Source organism: Haemophilus parainfluenzae (genome assembly GCF_900450995.1).
Taxonomy (GTDB): Bacteria; Pseudomonadota; Gammaproteobacteria; order Enterobacterales; family Pasteurellaceae; genus Haemophilus_D; species Haemophilus_D parainfluenzae_O.
This window is the reverse complement of the sequence record NZ_UGHY01000002.1, coordinates 1,092,165-1,106,846: the sequence shown is the minus strand read 5'-3', so window position 1 is coordinate 1,106,846 and position 14,682 is coordinate 1,092,165. Positions and strand designations below refer to the sequence as shown.

Annotated in this window: 15 protein-coding genes; 1 reads left to right on the top strand and 14 read right to left on the bottom strand. The window is 38.8% G+C overall.

Features of this window, described 5'->3' with window-relative positions:
- Window positions 1-25: 25 nt before the first annotated feature.
- The 13 genes from DX522_RS05700 to DX522_RS05640 all read right to left on the bottom strand — a co-directional run bounded on the left by DX522_RS05700 (window position 26) and on the right by DX522_RS05640 (window position 10,829).
- Entirely contained in the window at window positions 26-454 is a 429-nt protein-coding gene (locus tag DX522_RS05700) for a F0F1 ATP synthase subunit epsilon (protein ID WP_005699104.1), read from the bottom strand.
- A 30-nt stretch (window positions 455-484) separates the two neighbouring features.
- Window positions 485-1,858 carry a F0F1 ATP synthase subunit beta gene (gene atpD, locus DX522_RS05695; RefSeq protein ID WP_049364245.1) on the bottom strand — a complete coding sequence of 458 codons (1,374 nt, stop codon included), beginning with the start codon at window positions 1,856-1,858 and terminating at the stop codon, window positions 485-487.
- Window positions 1,859-1,874: 16 nt separating this feature from the next.
- Window positions 1,875-2,744 (bottom strand): F0F1 ATP synthase subunit gamma, encoded by an 870-nt coding sequence (gene atpG, locus DX522_RS05690; RefSeq protein ID WP_049364246.1) that lies wholly within the window; start codon window positions 2,742-2,744, stop codon window positions 1,875-1,877.
- Between the two features lie 18 nt (window positions 2,745-2,762).
- Window positions 2,763-4,304, bottom strand: coding sequence for a F0F1 ATP synthase subunit alpha (atpA, locus tag DX522_RS05685; RefSeq protein ID WP_005699265.1), 1,542 nt, complete (start codon window positions 4,302-4,304; stop codon window positions 2,763-2,765).
- 12 nt (window positions 4,305-4,316) lie between these two features.
- Window positions 4,317-4,850 (bottom strand): F0F1 ATP synthase subunit delta, encoded by a 534-nt coding sequence (gene atpH, locus DX522_RS05680; RefSeq protein ID WP_115180109.1) that lies wholly within the window; start codon window positions 4,848-4,850, stop codon window positions 4,317-4,319.
- A gap of 12 nt (window positions 4,851-4,862) precedes the next feature.
- Complete coding sequence (atpF, locus tag DX522_RS05675; protein ID WP_049364248.1) at window positions 4,863-5,333, bottom strand: F0F1 ATP synthase subunit B; 471 nt, start codon at window positions 5,331-5,333, stop codon at window positions 4,863-4,865.
- 38 nt (window positions 5,334-5,371) lie between these two features.
- Entirely contained in the window at window positions 5,372-5,626 is a 255-nt protein-coding gene (atpE, locus tag DX522_RS05670) for a F0F1 ATP synthase subunit C (RefSeq protein ID WP_005632219.1), read from the bottom strand.
- A 48-nt stretch (window positions 5,627-5,674) separates the two neighbouring features.
- On the bottom strand, window positions 5,675-6,472 hold the full coding sequence (atpB, locus tag DX522_RS05665; protein WP_115180108.1) for a F0F1 ATP synthase subunit A: 798 nt from the start codon (window positions 6,470-6,472) through the stop codon (window positions 5,675-5,677).
- Between the two features lie 33 nt (window positions 6,473-6,505).
- The gene (locus DX522_RS05660; protein ID WP_049364250.1) at window positions 6,506-6,880 is read right to left on the bottom strand and encodes an ATP synthase subunit I; all 375 of its coding nucleotides are present in this window, start codon (window positions 6,878-6,880) and stop codon (window positions 6,506-6,508) included.
- 139 nt (window positions 6,881-7,019) lie between these two features.
- On the bottom strand, window positions 7,020-7,631 hold the full coding sequence (gene rsmG, locus DX522_RS05655) for a 16S rRNA (guanine(527)-N(7))-methyltransferase RsmG (protein ID WP_115180107.1): 612 nt from the start codon (window positions 7,629-7,631) through the stop codon (window positions 7,020-7,022).
- A 170-nt stretch (window positions 7,632-7,801) separates the two neighbouring features.
- Window positions 7,802-9,691, bottom strand: coding sequence for a tRNA uridine-5-carboxymethylaminomethyl(34) synthesis enzyme MnmG (mnmG, locus tag DX522_RS05650; protein ID WP_115180106.1), 1,890 nt, complete (start codon window positions 9,689-9,691; stop codon window positions 7,802-7,804).
- 430 nt (window positions 9,692-10,121) lie between these two features.
- Complete coding sequence (gene mioC, locus DX522_RS05645) at window positions 10,122-10,559, bottom strand: FMN-binding protein MioC (protein ID WP_115180105.1); 438 nt, start codon at window positions 10,557-10,559, stop codon at window positions 10,122-10,124.
- Between the two features lie 51 nt (window positions 10,560-10,610).
- Window positions 10,611-10,829 (bottom strand): cell division protein ZapB, encoded by a 219-nt coding sequence (locus tag DX522_RS05640; protein ID WP_014064476.1) that lies wholly within the window; start codon window positions 10,827-10,829, stop codon window positions 10,611-10,613.
- 143 nt (window positions 10,830-10,972) lie between these two features.
- Between DX522_RS05640 and glpX the strand changes: the two genes are divergently transcribed.
- Window positions 10,973-11,986: a class II fructose-bisphosphatase gene (glpX, locus tag DX522_RS05635; RefSeq protein WP_115180104.1), complete on the top strand. Its 1,014-nt coding sequence runs from the start codon at window positions 10,973-10,975 to the stop codon at window positions 11,984-11,986.
- 58 nt (window positions 11,987-12,044) lie between these two features.
- Here the strand turns inward: glpX and mutS are convergent, their stop codons facing one another.
- Window positions 12,045-14,627 (bottom strand): DNA mismatch repair protein MutS, encoded by a 2,583-nt coding sequence (gene mutS, locus DX522_RS05630; protein ID WP_115180103.1) that lies wholly within the window; start codon window positions 14,625-14,627, stop codon window positions 12,045-12,047.
- Window positions 14,628-14,682: the final 55 nt, after the last annotated feature.

Below are 14,682 nucleotides of genomic sequence, written 5' to 3'. Positions count from 1 at the left end.
ACCGCTCTTTTTTATTATCATTATCTTATCGTTTTGATTTAACGAGTTTTTCAGTAAGTTCGTAAGCACGAAGTTTCGCTAATTCTTTAGAAAGTTTAGCTACAAGTAAATCATGATCTACATCAACTGCGTGATTCACAATATTTTCTTCCGCCTTACGTTTCGCTTCACGAATACGATCTGCATCTAACTCGCTACCGCGAATTGCAACATCGGCAAGTACCGTTACTACTTTAGGTTGAACTTCTAAGAAGCCGCCCGAAACATAGATAACTTCTTCATTGCCATCTTCAAGGGTAAATTTAACAATCCCAGGCTTAATCGCCGTCATCAAAGGAGTGTGGTTTGGTAAAATACCTAGTTCACCTTCCACACCTGTTGCTTGGATTTGTTTCACAGCACCTTCAAAGATTTTTCGCTCTGCGCTGACTATTATTAGGTTAAATGTCGCCATTTTTGTTCTCCTTCAAATGACTTGAAGTGATTACATATTTTTGGCTTTTTCTAGCGCTTCGTCGATTGTACCGACCATGTAGAACGCTTGTTCTGGAATATGATCGTATTCGCCGTTTAAAATACCTTTAAAGCCGCGGATAGTTTCTTTTAAAGAAACGTATTTACCTGGAGTACCGTTGAATACCTCAGCAACGAAGAATGGTTGTGATAAGAAACGTTCAATTTTACGTGCACGTGCTACCACAAGTTTGTCATCTTCAGATAACTCGTCCATACCAAGAATTGCGATAATATCTTTCAATTCTTTATAACGTTGTAAGATACCTTGTACGCCACGCGCTACATCATAGTGCTCTTGACCAACAACGAGTGGGTCTAATTGGCGTGAAGTTGAATCTAATGGGTCAACCGCAGGATAAATACCTAAAGACGCAATTTGACGACTTAATACAACTGTTGAGTCTAAGTGCGCGAAGGTTGTTGCCGGAGATGGGTCAGTTAAGTCATCCGCAGGTACGTATACCGCTTGTACAGAGGTGATAGAACCTGTTTTGGTTGAAGTGATACGTTCTTGTAACACACCCATTTCTTCTGCTAATGTCGGTTGGTAACCTACCGCAGATGGCATACGACCTAATAACGCAGACACTTCAGTACCAGCAAGGGTATAACGGTAGATATTATCCACGAAGAATAATACATCACGACCTTCGTCACGGAATTTTTCAGCCATAGTTAAACCGGTTAACGCAACACGTAAACGGTTACCTGGTGGCTCATTCATTTGTCCGTAAACCAATGATACTTTATCTAATACGTTAGAATCTTTCATCTCATGATAGAAGTCGTTACCTTCACGAGTACGCTCACCTACACCCGCAAAAACAGAGTAACCTGAGTGTTCGATCGCGATATTACGGATTAATTCCATCATGTTAACGGTTTTACCTACACCCGCACCACCGAATAGACCCACTTTACCACCTTTTGCGAATGGACAAATTAAGTCGATAACTTTGATACCAGTTTCTAATAATTCCGTACTATTAGATTGTTCTTCGTAGCTTGGTGCTGGACGATGGATAGCCCAATTTTCTTCCGCGCCAATTTCACCTTGCTCATCGATTGGTTCACCCAATACGTTCATAATACGGCCTAGCGTTTTAGTCCCTACTGGAACTTGAATTGGGTTACCCGTATTTTCTACTTTTAAGCCACGTTTTAAGCCGTCAGATGTACCTAATGCGATACAGCGAACTACACCGCCACCTAATTGTTGTTGAACTTCAAGGGTTAAACCTGATTCAACTTTTAATGCATCGTAAACTTTTGGTACTGCATCTTGTGGGAATTCAACGTCAATCACCGCACCGATGATTTGTACAATTTTTCCTGCTGACATTACCGTTCCTCTTTCATTAAATCGCTGCCGCGCCGGCGACGATTTCGTTTAATTCATTTGTAATACTTGCTTGACGGGCTTTATTGTAAACTAATCGCAAGTCATTGATTAAATTACCTGCATTATCAGTTGCCGCTTTCATTGCTACCATTCTAGCAGCTTGCTCGGAAGCAAGGTTATCTACCACAGATTGATACACTTGTGATTCCAAATAACGAGTAAGCAAACTGTCTAATAAGACTTTTGGCTCTGGCTCGTAAAGGTAATCCCAGGTGCTTTGTCTTTTCTCTAAATTATCGGTTTCTAATGCCGGTAATGGGATTAATTGTTGATAAACAGGTTTTTGCGCCATTGTATTAACGAATTTATTGTAGGCAATATAAACTGCATCTACTTCTCCGTCTTTATAGCTACCAAACATACCGTTTGCAACACCAATTAAGTCTTCCATTGTCGGATTATCACCCAAACCGGAAAGTTGTGCACGAACAGGTAATCCTAATGAGCGGAAAAAGCTGATACCTTTTGAACCAATTAAGCCCAATTCAACAGTAACGCCTTTATCTTTCCATTGTTTGATTTCTGTCATTACGGTTTTAAACAAGTTAATGTTCAAACCACCACACATTCCACGGTCAGTCGAGACCACTAAGATCCCGACTCTTTTTACTTCGCGTTGAATTAAAAATGGGTGTTTATAACCAACAGTTGCTTTAGAGACGTGGCTGATAACATTTCGTATTGTTTCAGAATACGGACGAGAAGCAGCCATACGATCTTGCGTTTTACGCATTTTCGAGGTTGCCACCATTTCCATTGCCTTAGTAATTTTTTGTGTACTTTGAACACTGGCAATTTTGGTTTTTATCTCTTTTGCACCTGCCATCTTATTTCTCCGTTACTTTTACCACGCGCTGTTGGCTTTAAAGTTATCCAAAATCGCTTTCAATGATGCTTTAACTTCATCATTGTAATTACCGGTTTTGGTCAATTCAGCCATAAACTCGCTGTGGTTACGGCGAGCGTAATCTAAAAGTGCGGCTTCAAAACTTGCAATTTTTTGCAATTCCACATCTTCTAAATAGCCAAACTCAACCGCGAAAAGCAACACAGATTGTTCTGCTACGCTAAGCGGTACATATTGTTTTTGTTTCAATAATTCAGTGACTTTTTCACCATGAGAAAGTTGTTTGCGTGTAGCATCATCAAGGTCAGATGCAAACTGAGCAAACGCCGCTAATTCACGATACTGAGCTAATGCGGTACGGATACCACCAGCTAATTTTTTCACTACTTTAGTTTGTGCAGAACCACCCACACGAGATACCGAAATACCAGGGTTTACCGCTGGACGAATACCAGAGTTAAACAAGTTAGATTCTAAGAAAATCTGACCATCGGTAATCGAAATTACGTTGGTTGGAACGAATGCAGAAACGTCACCCGCTTGAGTTTCAATGATAGGAAGAGCGGTTAAAGAACCTGTTTTTCCTTTTACTGCACCTTGAGTAAATTTTTCTACGTATTCTTCATTTACACGTGCTGCACGTTCAAGTAAACGTGAGTGTAGATAGAATACGTCACCTGGATATGCTTCACGACCTGGTGGACGACGTAATAATAATGAAATTTGACGATAAGCAACGGCTTGTTTTGACAAGTCATCGTAAACGATTAACGCATCTTCACCGCGATCACGGAAATATTCACCCATTGCACAACCAGCATAAGGTGCTAAATATTGTAAAGCAGCTGATTCAGATGCAGATGCCGCAACAACGATAGTGTTTTCAAGTGCACCGTGCTCTTCTAATTTACGCACTACGTTTGCAATAGTCGAAGCTTTTTGACCGATCGCTACATAGATACATTTAATACCTGAATCACGTTGGTTAATGATAGCGTCGATTGCTAATGCTGTTTTACCAGTTTGACGGTCACCGATGATTAACTCACGTTGACCACGACCGATTGGAACCATGGAGTCAACCGCTTTATAACCGGTTTGTACAGGCTGATCAACAGATTTACGATCGATAACACCTGGTGCAATCACTTCAACAGGAGAGAAACCATCGTTTTCAATTTCACCTTTACCATCGATTGGTTGACCAAGTGTATTTACCACACGACCTAATAAACCACGACCAACTGGTACTTCAAGAATACGGCCAGTACATTGTACTTCCATACCTTCCGCTAAATCTGCGTAAGGGCCCATTACTACCGCACCAACAGAATCACGTTCAAGGTTAAGTGCCATTGCGTAACGGTTGCCTGGTAAGGCGATCATTTCGCCTTGCATCACATCGCTTAAGCCATGAATACGAATAATCCCGTCACTTACAGAAACAATAGTCCCTGTATTACGGGCTTCGCTCACCACGTCAAATTGAGCGATGCGTTTTTTAATCAATTCACTAATTTCAGTTGAATTTAGTTGCATCTTGTATTCCTCTTATAATTGCAACTCATTTGCGAGACGAGCAAGTTGCCCACGGCTACTTCCGTCAATCACAAAGTCTTCAGTACGAATAACCACACCGGCAATCAGTGAGCTATCTACATTGCAATTTAATTTCACTTTGCGAGCTAATCTCTTTTCCATTGCAGCTGCAATTTTTTCGATTTGTGTTGCATTCAATGGTTGTGCGGAAGTTACCTCAACTTCTGCAATAGCTTGGTGTTCTTCTACATAATGTTTAAATTCTTCAAACACGGTAGGAATCGCACTCAAACGCTTATTTTCAGCCATTAACCGAATAAGATTTTGCCCATATTGATCCAATTGTTCGCCACAAATAGAAATTACTGTATCAGCTAATTTCTGTGCAGAAAGAGAACTACTTAAGTAAGCTTTTACCGTTTCATCTTTAGCTACGGCTGCAGCGAAACCTAACATTTCAGTCCATTTTTCGACCGCACTTTGTTCAATGGCAAAGTCGAATGCAGCTTTTGCATAAGGGCGAGCTATTGTAGTTAATTCTGACATAAGCTAAGCCTCTTATAACTCTGCAACTAATTTATCAATAATGTCATTGTTTGCCGCTTCATCAATAGAACGACCCACAATTTTCTCAGCACCAGCCACTGCCAATGAAGCCACTTTAACACGTAATTCTTCTTGAACACGTTTACGTTCTGCTTCTACTTCAGCATAACCTTGAGCAATAATTTTTGCTTTTAGTTCTTCGGCTTCTGCCTTCACTTCGTCTAATACTTCATTGCGACGTTTATTCGCAGCATCTAAAATGTCTTGAGCTTGTACTTTTGCAGCTGAAAGTTCTTGTTCAACAAGATTTTTCGTATCTGCTTGCTCTTTTTTAGCTGCTTCAGCTGACGCTAAAGCGTTCGCAATTTGACTTTGACGAGTTTCAATCGCATTAATAATTGGTGGCCAAACAAATTTCACACAAAACCATACAAAAATAATAAAGGCGATGGTTTGACCAATTAATGTTGCATTAATATTCACAACATACCTCCTTCGTTAATTAGGAAATTTGTTGTTTATTAACCTAATAATGCAGCAAATGGATTTGCGAATGCGAAATATAAACCGATACCTACCGCGATCATCGCAATCGCATCAAGAAGGCCTGCAACAATAAACATCTTAGTAAGTAGTGAATTAGCTAATTCAGGCTGACGAGCGGCAGACTCAAGATATTTACCGCCAAGAAGACCAAAGCCAATTGCAGTACCTAACGCAGCAAAAGCAAGCATAATCGCAGAAGCAATGATTGTTGCACTAATTACAGTTTCCATAAATTTTCTCCGTTGTTGAGAGTTGAGTTGTTAAATAAAAAATAAAAATTAATGTTCCGCTTTATTATATGCAATACTCAGGTAAACCACAGTAAGCATCATAAAGACGAAGGCTTGTAATGCGATAACCAAAATATGGAAAATCGCCCACACCAACTGCAATGGCACACCCAGTGCAGCCACAAACGCATTGGCTGAATACATCACGGCAATCAAAATAAAGATCAGCTCACCAGCATACATATTTCCGAATAAACGAAGTGCTAATGAAACAGGCTTTGAGATCAACGTCACGGATTCAAGAAGAAGATTAACAGGGATAAATGCCCAATGATTGAAAGGGTGTAAAGTGTATTCTTTTGCAAGACCTTTAATACCCTTAGATTTAATCGTATAAAAAAGGATCAATACAAATACTGAAATCGACATTGCAAATGTCATATTCATATCCGTAGTCGGCACAGCTCGTACAGGAATATGATGTTCACCTGTAATAATAGCAAACAACTGGGGAATATAATCCACAGGTACCAAATCAATAGTATTCATAATCATCACCCATACGAAAATGGTTAAAGCCAACGGCGCTATCACATCTCGTTTACCGTGATAATTTTCTTTTACTACACCATCAATCCATTCTACAGCCATTTCAACAGCACATTGTAGTTTACTCGGTACACTTGCTGTTGCTTTTTTAGCCACTTTACGAAAAATAGCTAAGAAAAGGAAACCACACAACACAGAGAAGAAAAACGTATCAAGATTAAACGTCCAAAAACCTTCACCTGCTGTAAGATAAGTTAAATGGTGTTGGATATATTCAATTGAAGTTTGTCCAGACATAATCGATCCTTTGTTCTGAAGAATAACCCAAAGTTAAATTTTATTGAGAATAAGTGGAATAATATTATTCAGCACTAATGCCAATAAAAAACCAACAAAAAACGCAATAAAATTGATAACGAATAACCATTTGATGGCAATAATGATAAAAACCATCGTTAAAATAAACTTTATTGCTTCAGCACGATAAAGTGCAGTCAGTTTTGTTGAAAAATTTTGTTTTCTGTAAAAAATGATAAATATGAATGTACAAAAAGGCAAAAAGGCACTTAAAAAACCGTAGCTAAAATCTACCGCACTTTGGCGTTGCCAAATTGCAAGGAATAACCCCAAAACAACAAGACAAACCGATTCAATGATTATCGCCTTTTGATATCGATTTTTAACCTGTGTTAAAACCTTAGACATTATTTTATTTTTTAAAATACAAAAACTGTCTAATTATACCCGTGCTACAAAGAGTTTCAACTTTTAAACCACTAAAAAATGTTAAATAAATCACAATTTTAAAAAATAATTAACAAAATAGCCGTAAAAAAAGTGTGTTTTATCGTAAAACGATTAAATGTCGCTCACCTACAAGTTCAGGGACATTCAAAGTAATCACGTCTTTTACTTCGAATTTTTTGTCTAATTCTTGAACTTCATCTTCGTGATAAATGCCTTTCAAAGCATAAAAATACCCATTTTCTTTTGGCAAATGATGACACCAATCTGTCATATCTTTTAACGAAGCAAATGCACGACTTAATACACCGTCGAATTTTTGTTCAGGTTGGTATTCCTCAACACGGCTAAGAACAGGTTCTACATTTGTTAGTCCTAATTCACGTACTGCATTTCGAATGAAGCTAATACGTTTACCTAAACTATCTAACAAGACAAATTGCTTGGTAGGATTAATAATGGCCAAAGGCAGTCCTGGCAAGCCTGGACCCGTTCCTACATCTATAAAACGCTCCCCTTGTAAATAAGGACTAACAACAATACTATCCAAGATATGTTTTACTAACATCTCTTGCGGATCACGTACAGAGGTTAAATTATAGGCCTTGTTCCATTTATTGAGTAATTGTACCAACTGAATCAGCTGATCTTTTTGTAGATCGGTTAATTGAATTTCTGCTTGAGCGAGTAAATTTTCGAGTTTTGATTTCATTTTTCTATTTATCTTGTCTGTTTATAGTCATTCTACTTGAAAGCGCGGTTAAAATCCTTAGTGTTTTTATTTCAACAAAAATTTAGCCTACTAATTACATCTTTTTAATTTGTAATATAAAAAAATGCGGTGAAAATACACCGCACTTTTACTTTCAAACACAGAAAACCTTATTCCCTACGCTTCAGCATGCCTTGTTTTTTCAAATTAACCAGAATAATTGAAATAGCAGCAGGCGTTATACCTGAAATTCGGCTCGCTTGGCCAATAGACACTGGACGATGCTGTTCTAACTTCGCACGTACTTCATTAGATAAACCTGACACTTTGCTGTAATCAAAGTTAGCCGGGATAGCTGTATTTTCGTGGCGTTTTTGTTTTTCAATTTCTTCTTGTTGATGCTCAATATAGCCTTGATACTTAATAGCAATTTCCACTTGTTCTACAGCTTCTCTATCTTCCATTGCCGGTTTATATGGCGTTAAAGAAGTCAAAATATCGTAGGTCATTTCTGGACGGCGTAATAAATCTTCACCGCTGGCTTCACGCACAAGTGGACTGCCAAGTACTTTATTCGCTTCTTCTAAATATTCAGAACGCGGATGCAACCAAATGCTGCGTAAGCGTTGGCGTTCCTGTTCAATATTTTCCATTTTTTGATTAAAGCGAGCCCAGCGAGCCTCATCAATTAGACCTAATTCATGGGCAATTGGCGTTAAACGAATATCCGCATTATCTTCACGTAATAACAAACGGTATTCTGCACGAGAAGTGAATACACGATACGGTTCTTTGGTACCAAGTGTACAAAGATCATCAACCAATACGCCAGTATAAGATTGATCGCGGCGTGGATACCATGCCTCTTTCTCTTGTACGTAAAGACCTGCGTTAATCCCCGCCAATAAGCCTTGTGCCGCCGCCTCTTCATAACCGGTTGTACCGTTAATTTGACCCGCAAAAAATAAACCAGAAATAGCTTTAGTTTCTAATGTTGGTTTTAAATCGCGTGGATCAAAATAATCATATTCAATGGCATAACCTGGTTTAATGATGCGAGCTTTTTCCAAACCTTTCATAGAATTCACAATGCCCATTTGCACGTCAAACGGCAAACTGGTAGAGATCCCGTTTGGATACACTTCGTTACTGGTTAAGCCTTCTGGTTCCAAATAAATTTGATGTGAATTACGATCTGCAAAACGCATTACTTTATCTTCAATGGATGGGCAATAACGTGGACCAATCCCTTCAATCACGCCGGTATACATTGGACTGCGATCCAAGTTATTACGGATCACTTCATGGGTTTGTTCATTAGTATGGGTGATATAACAAGGAATTTGTTGAGGGTGATCATCTACTGATCCCATAAAAGAGAATACCGGTAATACGGCATCACCATGTTGTTTAGCCAATATATCGAAATTGATCGTGCGTGCATCAATACGCGGCGGTGTACCCGTTTTCAAACGATCTACACGTAAATTCAAATCACGTAAACGATGAGAAAGTGTAACGGATGCCGGATCACCTGCACGGCCTCCTTCATAATGTTCTAAACCAATATGGATCTTACCCGCTAAGAAAGTACCGGCAGTTAAAATAACTGATTTAGCACGGAATTTAAGCCCCATTTTGGTTTCTACACCAGAAACGCGATCTTGCTCAATTAAAATATCGGTCACTTCTTGCTGGAAAATATCTAAATTTGGTTGATTCTCTAGTGCGATGCGTACCGCTTGACGATATAACACACGGTCAGCTTGAGCACGAGTTGCACGTACAGCAGGCCCTTTACTGCTGTTTAAAGTACGAAATTGAATACCGGCTTTATCCGCTGCGTGAGCCATAAGACCACCCATCGCATCAATTTCTCTTACTAAATGGCCTTTACCAATGCCGCCAATGGCTGGGTTACATGACATTTGTCCTAGAGTATCGACATTATGTGTCAATAACAGGGTTTTTAATCCCATGCGTGCTGGTGCTAATGCCGCTTCTGTACCAGCATGACCGCCTCCAATGACGATCACATCATAATTTTCAGTGTAAAACATATCTCTCTCTTTGTCTTCTATTTGATCTTCGATCTAAAAATAGGCGCTATTCTACTGAAAATTACGTGTGCTTGAAAGCAAGAATTCAATCTGTGATAAGAGAAGATCGAGAGGTAATAAAGATAAGATCTATTTATATATAAAGATCTTATTATTGTTACTATTACGATCCTTTTACCTTGTTAATAAGATCCTTTTCCTTTTTTAAATGAAGAAGTTAGATCATTTTAGACTGTGTTGAAATGTCATCAGTTTGGAGGCTTTTTCTTGTGGATAACCTTTAATTTTATCCACAGTTAAAACAATCATCATATTTAATCAGTGGAAAAGAACAAGTTTTTGACAGGTTTTATTAAAGTTATCCACAGGTGATTTTTTTGGATAACGGATAAAGAAAAAGCGATAAACTCAAATTATCGCTTTATTATGATTAAAGTGCATGAATAAATTGTGGTAACCAATCTTCAGCAAATTGCTCTTGATCATCAACGTGCAAGACATCGATTTTTAAACTCTCGCAGATTTTGACCGCACTTTTTTCACTTAATTGTGTTTCGACTTTATTCACGGCATAACAGAATGTATCGTAATCTGAATTACCTAAGCCTACAACGGCAAAGCGGAGGGAAGAGAAATCTTTATCTGATGCCGCAATTTGTTCAAAGAGTGGTTTCAAATTATCAGGTAATTCACCTGCACCATGTGTTGAAGTGACAATTAACCAAATATTTTCATCAATCACATCATCAAGTTCTGGTCCGTGGAAAAGTGCGGTAGAAAAATCTTGTGTTTTTAACACATCTTCTAAATGTTCCGCCACATATTCAGCGCTGCCTAATGTGCTGCCTGAAATCACGCAAATATTCATATTGTTTCCTAATAAGAAAAAAGGCTTAGATTTTCTAAGCCTTTATAGTCATTATACGTTGTCGAATTTACCCAACAATGAACGAATGTGTTCTTGCCAGTTGCGGTGTTCATTTCTAAGTTGTTCATTTTCATGCTGCAACGCTTCTACCGCTTGTTGAGATTGATTTTTTTGTTCTTTTAATTCTTCCACTTCAAGTTGAAGTAATTGAATGGTTTCTACTGCTTGTCTAATTTTTTCTTCAAGCTGATCTAAAATTTCTAAAGACATAGTGATTTCCTTTTTTAAAATAAGTCCGAAACGGCTTTATTCTACCCACTTAATCCTATTTTTAAAAGCCTCTTGTCAAAAATTATTATGCAAACGTTTGCTTAATGATAAAATAACGAGACTTTTTGTATTGGGAGAAAAAAATGAATCGTGCATTAGCTATTGAATTTTCAAGAGTAACCGAAGCAGCTGCGTTAGCGGCTTATACTTGGCTTGGGCGTGGTAATAAAAATGCGGCAGATGATGCGGCAGTCAAAGCCATGCGTTATATGCTGAATTTAATCCATATGGACGGTGAAATTGTGATTGGTGAAGGGGAAATTGACGAAGCACCAATGCTTTATATTGGCGAAAAAGTGGGGTCAGGTAATGGCGAGCTCGTTTCTATTGCGGTTGATCCGATTGATGGTACAAGAATGACCGCTATGGGCCAATCAAATGCCATTTCAGTGTTGGCTGCTGGTGGTAAACGTACCTTCTTAAAAGCGCCTGATATGTATATGGAAAAATTGGTTGTCGGCCCTGAAGTGAAAGGCATGATTGATTTAAGTTTACCGATTGAACAAAACCTTCGCCGTGTGGCTTCTCGTTTAGGTAAATCCTTATCGGATTTAACCGTGATGGTACTCGCTAAACCACGTCATGATGAAGTGATTAAGCAAATGCATAATCTAGGTATTCGCGTGATGGCCATTCCAGATGGTGATGTTGCTGCTTCGGTTTTATGTTGTTTACCGGATGCTGAAGTGGATATGGTTTATGGCATTGGTGGTGCACCTGAAGGTGTGGCAGCTGCCGCTGCAATTCGTGCATTAGGTGGGGATATGCAAGCTCGTCTTATTCCACGTAATGAAGTGAAAGGCGATACAGAAGAAAACCGTAAAATTGCCGCTGAAGAAGTTCAACGTTGTGAAGCCTTAGGTGTGAAGGTCAATGAAATCTTAAAATTAGAAGATTTAGTACGTGATGATAATCTTGTTTTTGCTGCAACGGGAATTACGCACGGTGAATTACTCAAAGGGATTTCCCGCCGTGGTAACTTGGCAACTACAGAAACCTTATTAATTCGTGGTAAATCACGCACCATTCGTAAAATCCAATCCATCCATTATCTCGATAGAAAAGATTCTGAAATCTATGAGATTTTAAGAAATTAGTGAAAATAAAAGAGCGGTCATAAAAAACAATGAATTTTTTGACCGCTCTTTTTATTTCTTACAGCATTTTCTTCAATTGATACAGATAAGCTAAGGCTTGTTTTGGACTTAACTCATCTGGATCAAGTTGCTCAATGGCTTCGCGTAAAGCATCCGGTTCTGCTTCAAAAGCCAATTCACCTTGATGTTGATTTAACGCTCTTAAATGTTGAATTTGTTGATCACCATTTTGTGCCGACAATTTTTCTAATTGATGCAATTTTTGCTTCGCCAGTTTAATGACAGATTGAGGCACACCAGCCAGTGCTGCAACAGCAAGGCCATAACTTTTACTTGCCGCACCGTCTTGAACCGCGTGCATAAAGGCGATGGTATTGTTATGTTCTAATGCATCTAAATGAATATTAGCAATGCCTTCAATTTGTTCTGGCAGTGCAGTGAGTTCAAAATAATGAGTCGCAAATAATGTAAGTGAACGAGTTTTCTTCGCCAACCATTCAGCACAAGCCCAAGCTAAAGAAAGCCCATCATAAGTAGAAGTGCCTCGTCCAATTTCATCAATAAGAACCAAACTTTGCGAAGTGGCTTGATGAAGAATATTAGCCATTTCGGTCATTTCTACCATAAATGTAGAACGACCCGAGGCTAAATCATCAGAGGCACCAATTCGAGTAAAAATACGATCTATTTGCCCAATAACCGCGCTATCAGCCGGCACAAAACTGCCTATATACGCCATTAATGTAATTAAAGCGGTTTGACGCATATAGGTACTTTTACCGCCCATATTTGGGCCAGTAATAATCAGTAAATGACGCTGCTGATTGAGGTTAACAGGGTTAGCAATAAATGGGTCTTTTAAGACTTGTTCCACTACAGGATGACGACCATTTTCAATTTTTACACCAATTTCATCGCTAAATTGTGGAGCAACATAATTTAAGGTTTCTGCTCGCTCTGCGAGGTTAACTAACACATCTAATTCAGACAATGCCAAGCTGGCTAATTGTAATTGACCTAAATGTGGTAATAATAAATCAAACAATTCATCATAAAGTTGCTTTTCTAAAGCAAGCGCCACCCCTTTTGATTTTAAAACCTTATCTTCGTATTCTTTTAATTCAGGAATAATATAGCGCTCGGCATTTTTTAAGGTTTGACGACGAACATAATGAATTGGTGCTTTATGGGCTTGTCCTTGGCTAATTTGAATGTAATAACCATGCACCGCATTAAAGCCAATTTTTAAGGTATCAATACCTGTGCTTTCTCGTTCGCGTTGTTCTAAATTTTCTAAATATTGCGTTGCGCCAGCGGAAAGGGTTCGCCATTCATCTAATTCTGCATGATAGCCTTCAGCAATAACGCCACCATCGCGAATTAATAATGGAGGAGTTTCAATAATTGCTTTTTGAAGTAGCTCGATTTGCGCGGAAAAATCATCAATTTGTGCAGAAAGTGCGGTCAAATTTGACGATATTTTTGTATGAATCAGTGATTTTATCGGTTCAATTTGTTCTAATGCGGTACGTAAACGCGTGAGATCTCGAGGACGTGCAGAACGCAGTGCTACACGAGCAAGAATCCGTTCCATATCCCCCACTTGTTGCAAATAAGGCTGCAATTCGTGATATAAATCTTGCTCAATAATTTCACCAATGGTTTTTTGGCGTTTTAATAGAATGTCTGTTTGACGGATAGGTTGATGAATCCAACGTTTTAACAAACGGCTACCCATTGGCGTAACACATTTATCTAATACTGAAGCCAGTGTGTTTTCTGTGCCACCTGCAAGATTTTGAGTGAGTTCTAAATTTCGGCGTGTTGCGGCATCTAATTGAATATTATCGTTATTTTGAATAACACTAATGCTTTGAATGTGTGGAAGAGAAGCACGTTGTGTTTCTTTTGCATATTGCAATAAACAACCTGCTGCTGCCAAGCCAAGAGGTGATTTTTCTACACCAAATGCACGTAAATCTTTCGTACCAAATTGACGATTAAGTTCGGAAATAGCCGTACTAAGCTCAAATTCCCAAATTGGGCGACGACGTAGACCTTTATAAGGTTCGATAATGGCCATTTCAGCAAAATCTTCACAATAAAGTAATTCTACGGGATTAATACGTTGTAATTCAGCTTGTAAGGCTTCTTTTGAATGAGGTTCACAAAGCTGGAAACGACCAGACGTCATGTCTAATGTGGCTAGACCGAATTTTTCTTTTTCCTGATAAACCGCCACAATTAAGTTATCTTGGCGTTCTGGTAAAAGCGCTTCATCACTTACCGTACCTGGTGTCACAATTCGCACAATTTTGCGTTCAACTGGGCCTTTTGATGTGGCGGGATCACCCACTTGCTCACAAATGGCTACTGGTTCACCTAACTGCACTAATTTTGCTAAATAACCTTCTACCGCATGATAAGGCACGCCCGCCATGGGAATTGGATTACCTGCTGATTGCCCACGTTTCGTTAAAGAAATATCTAACAACGCCGCCGCTTTTTTTGCATCATCATAAAAAAGCTCGTAAAAATCCCCCATTCGATAAAATAACAAAATGTCAGGATTTTCTGCTTTTAACTTGAGATATTGCTGCATCATCGGCGTATGCTGCTCGAAATTATCTTGTAAATTCATGATGTTATCCAATTTAACTATATGTTTAGCAAGTAGTGGTTTTACGATAGAAGTA

Bases quoted from the DNA above. Each gene is read 5' to 3' on its own strand.
- atpE (WP_005632219.1), bottom strand. From the start codon at position 5,626: ATGGAAACTGTAATTAGTGCAACAATCATTGCTTCTGCGATTATGCTT.
- rsmG (WP_115180107.1), bottom strand. From the start codon at position 7,631: ATGAAATCAAAACTCGAAAATTTACTCGCTCAAGCAGAAATTCAATTA.
- atpD (WP_049364245.1), bottom strand. From the start codon at position 1,858: ATGTCAGCAGGAAAAATTGTACAAATCATCGGTGCGGTGATTGACGTT.
- DX522_RS05700 (WP_005699104.1), bottom strand. From the start codon at position 454: ATGGCGACATTTAACCTAATAATAGTCAGCGCAGAGCGAAAAATCTTT.
- mioC (WP_115180105.1), bottom strand. From the start codon at position 10,559: ATGAATATTTGCGTGATTTCAGGCAGCACATTAGGCAGCGCTGAATAT.
- mnmG (WP_115180106.1), bottom strand. From the start codon at position 9,691: ATGTTTTACACTGAAAATTATGATGTGATCGTCATTGGAGGCGGTCAT.
- atpA (WP_005699265.1), bottom strand. From the start codon at position 4,304: ATGCAACTAAATTCAACTGAAATTAGTGAATTGATTAAAAAACGCATC.
- glpX (WP_115180104.1), top strand. From the start codon at position 10,973: ATGAATCGTGCATTAGCTATTGAATTTTCAAGAGTAACCGAAGCAGCT.
- mutS (WP_115180103.1), bottom strand. From the start codon at position 14,627: ATGAATTTACAAGATAATTTCGAGCAGCATACGCCGATGATGCAGCAA.
- DX522_RS05660 (WP_049364250.1), bottom strand. From the start codon at position 6,880: ATGTCTAAGGTTTTAACACAGGTTAAAAATCGATATCAAAAGGCGATA.
- atpG (WP_049364246.1), bottom strand. From the start codon at position 2,744: ATGGCAGGTGCAAAAGAGATAAAAACCAAAATTGCCAGTGTTCAAAGT.
- atpH (WP_115180109.1), bottom strand. From the start codon at position 4,850: ATGTCAGAATTAACTACAATAGCTCGCCCTTATGCAAAAGCTGCATTC.
- atpB (WP_115180108.1), bottom strand. From the start codon at position 6,472: ATGTCTGGACAAACTTCAATTGAATATATCCAACACCATTTAACTTAT.
- DX522_RS05640 (WP_014064476.1), bottom strand. From the start codon at position 10,829: ATGTCTTTAGAAATTTTAGATCAGCTTGAAGAAAAAATTAGACAAGCA.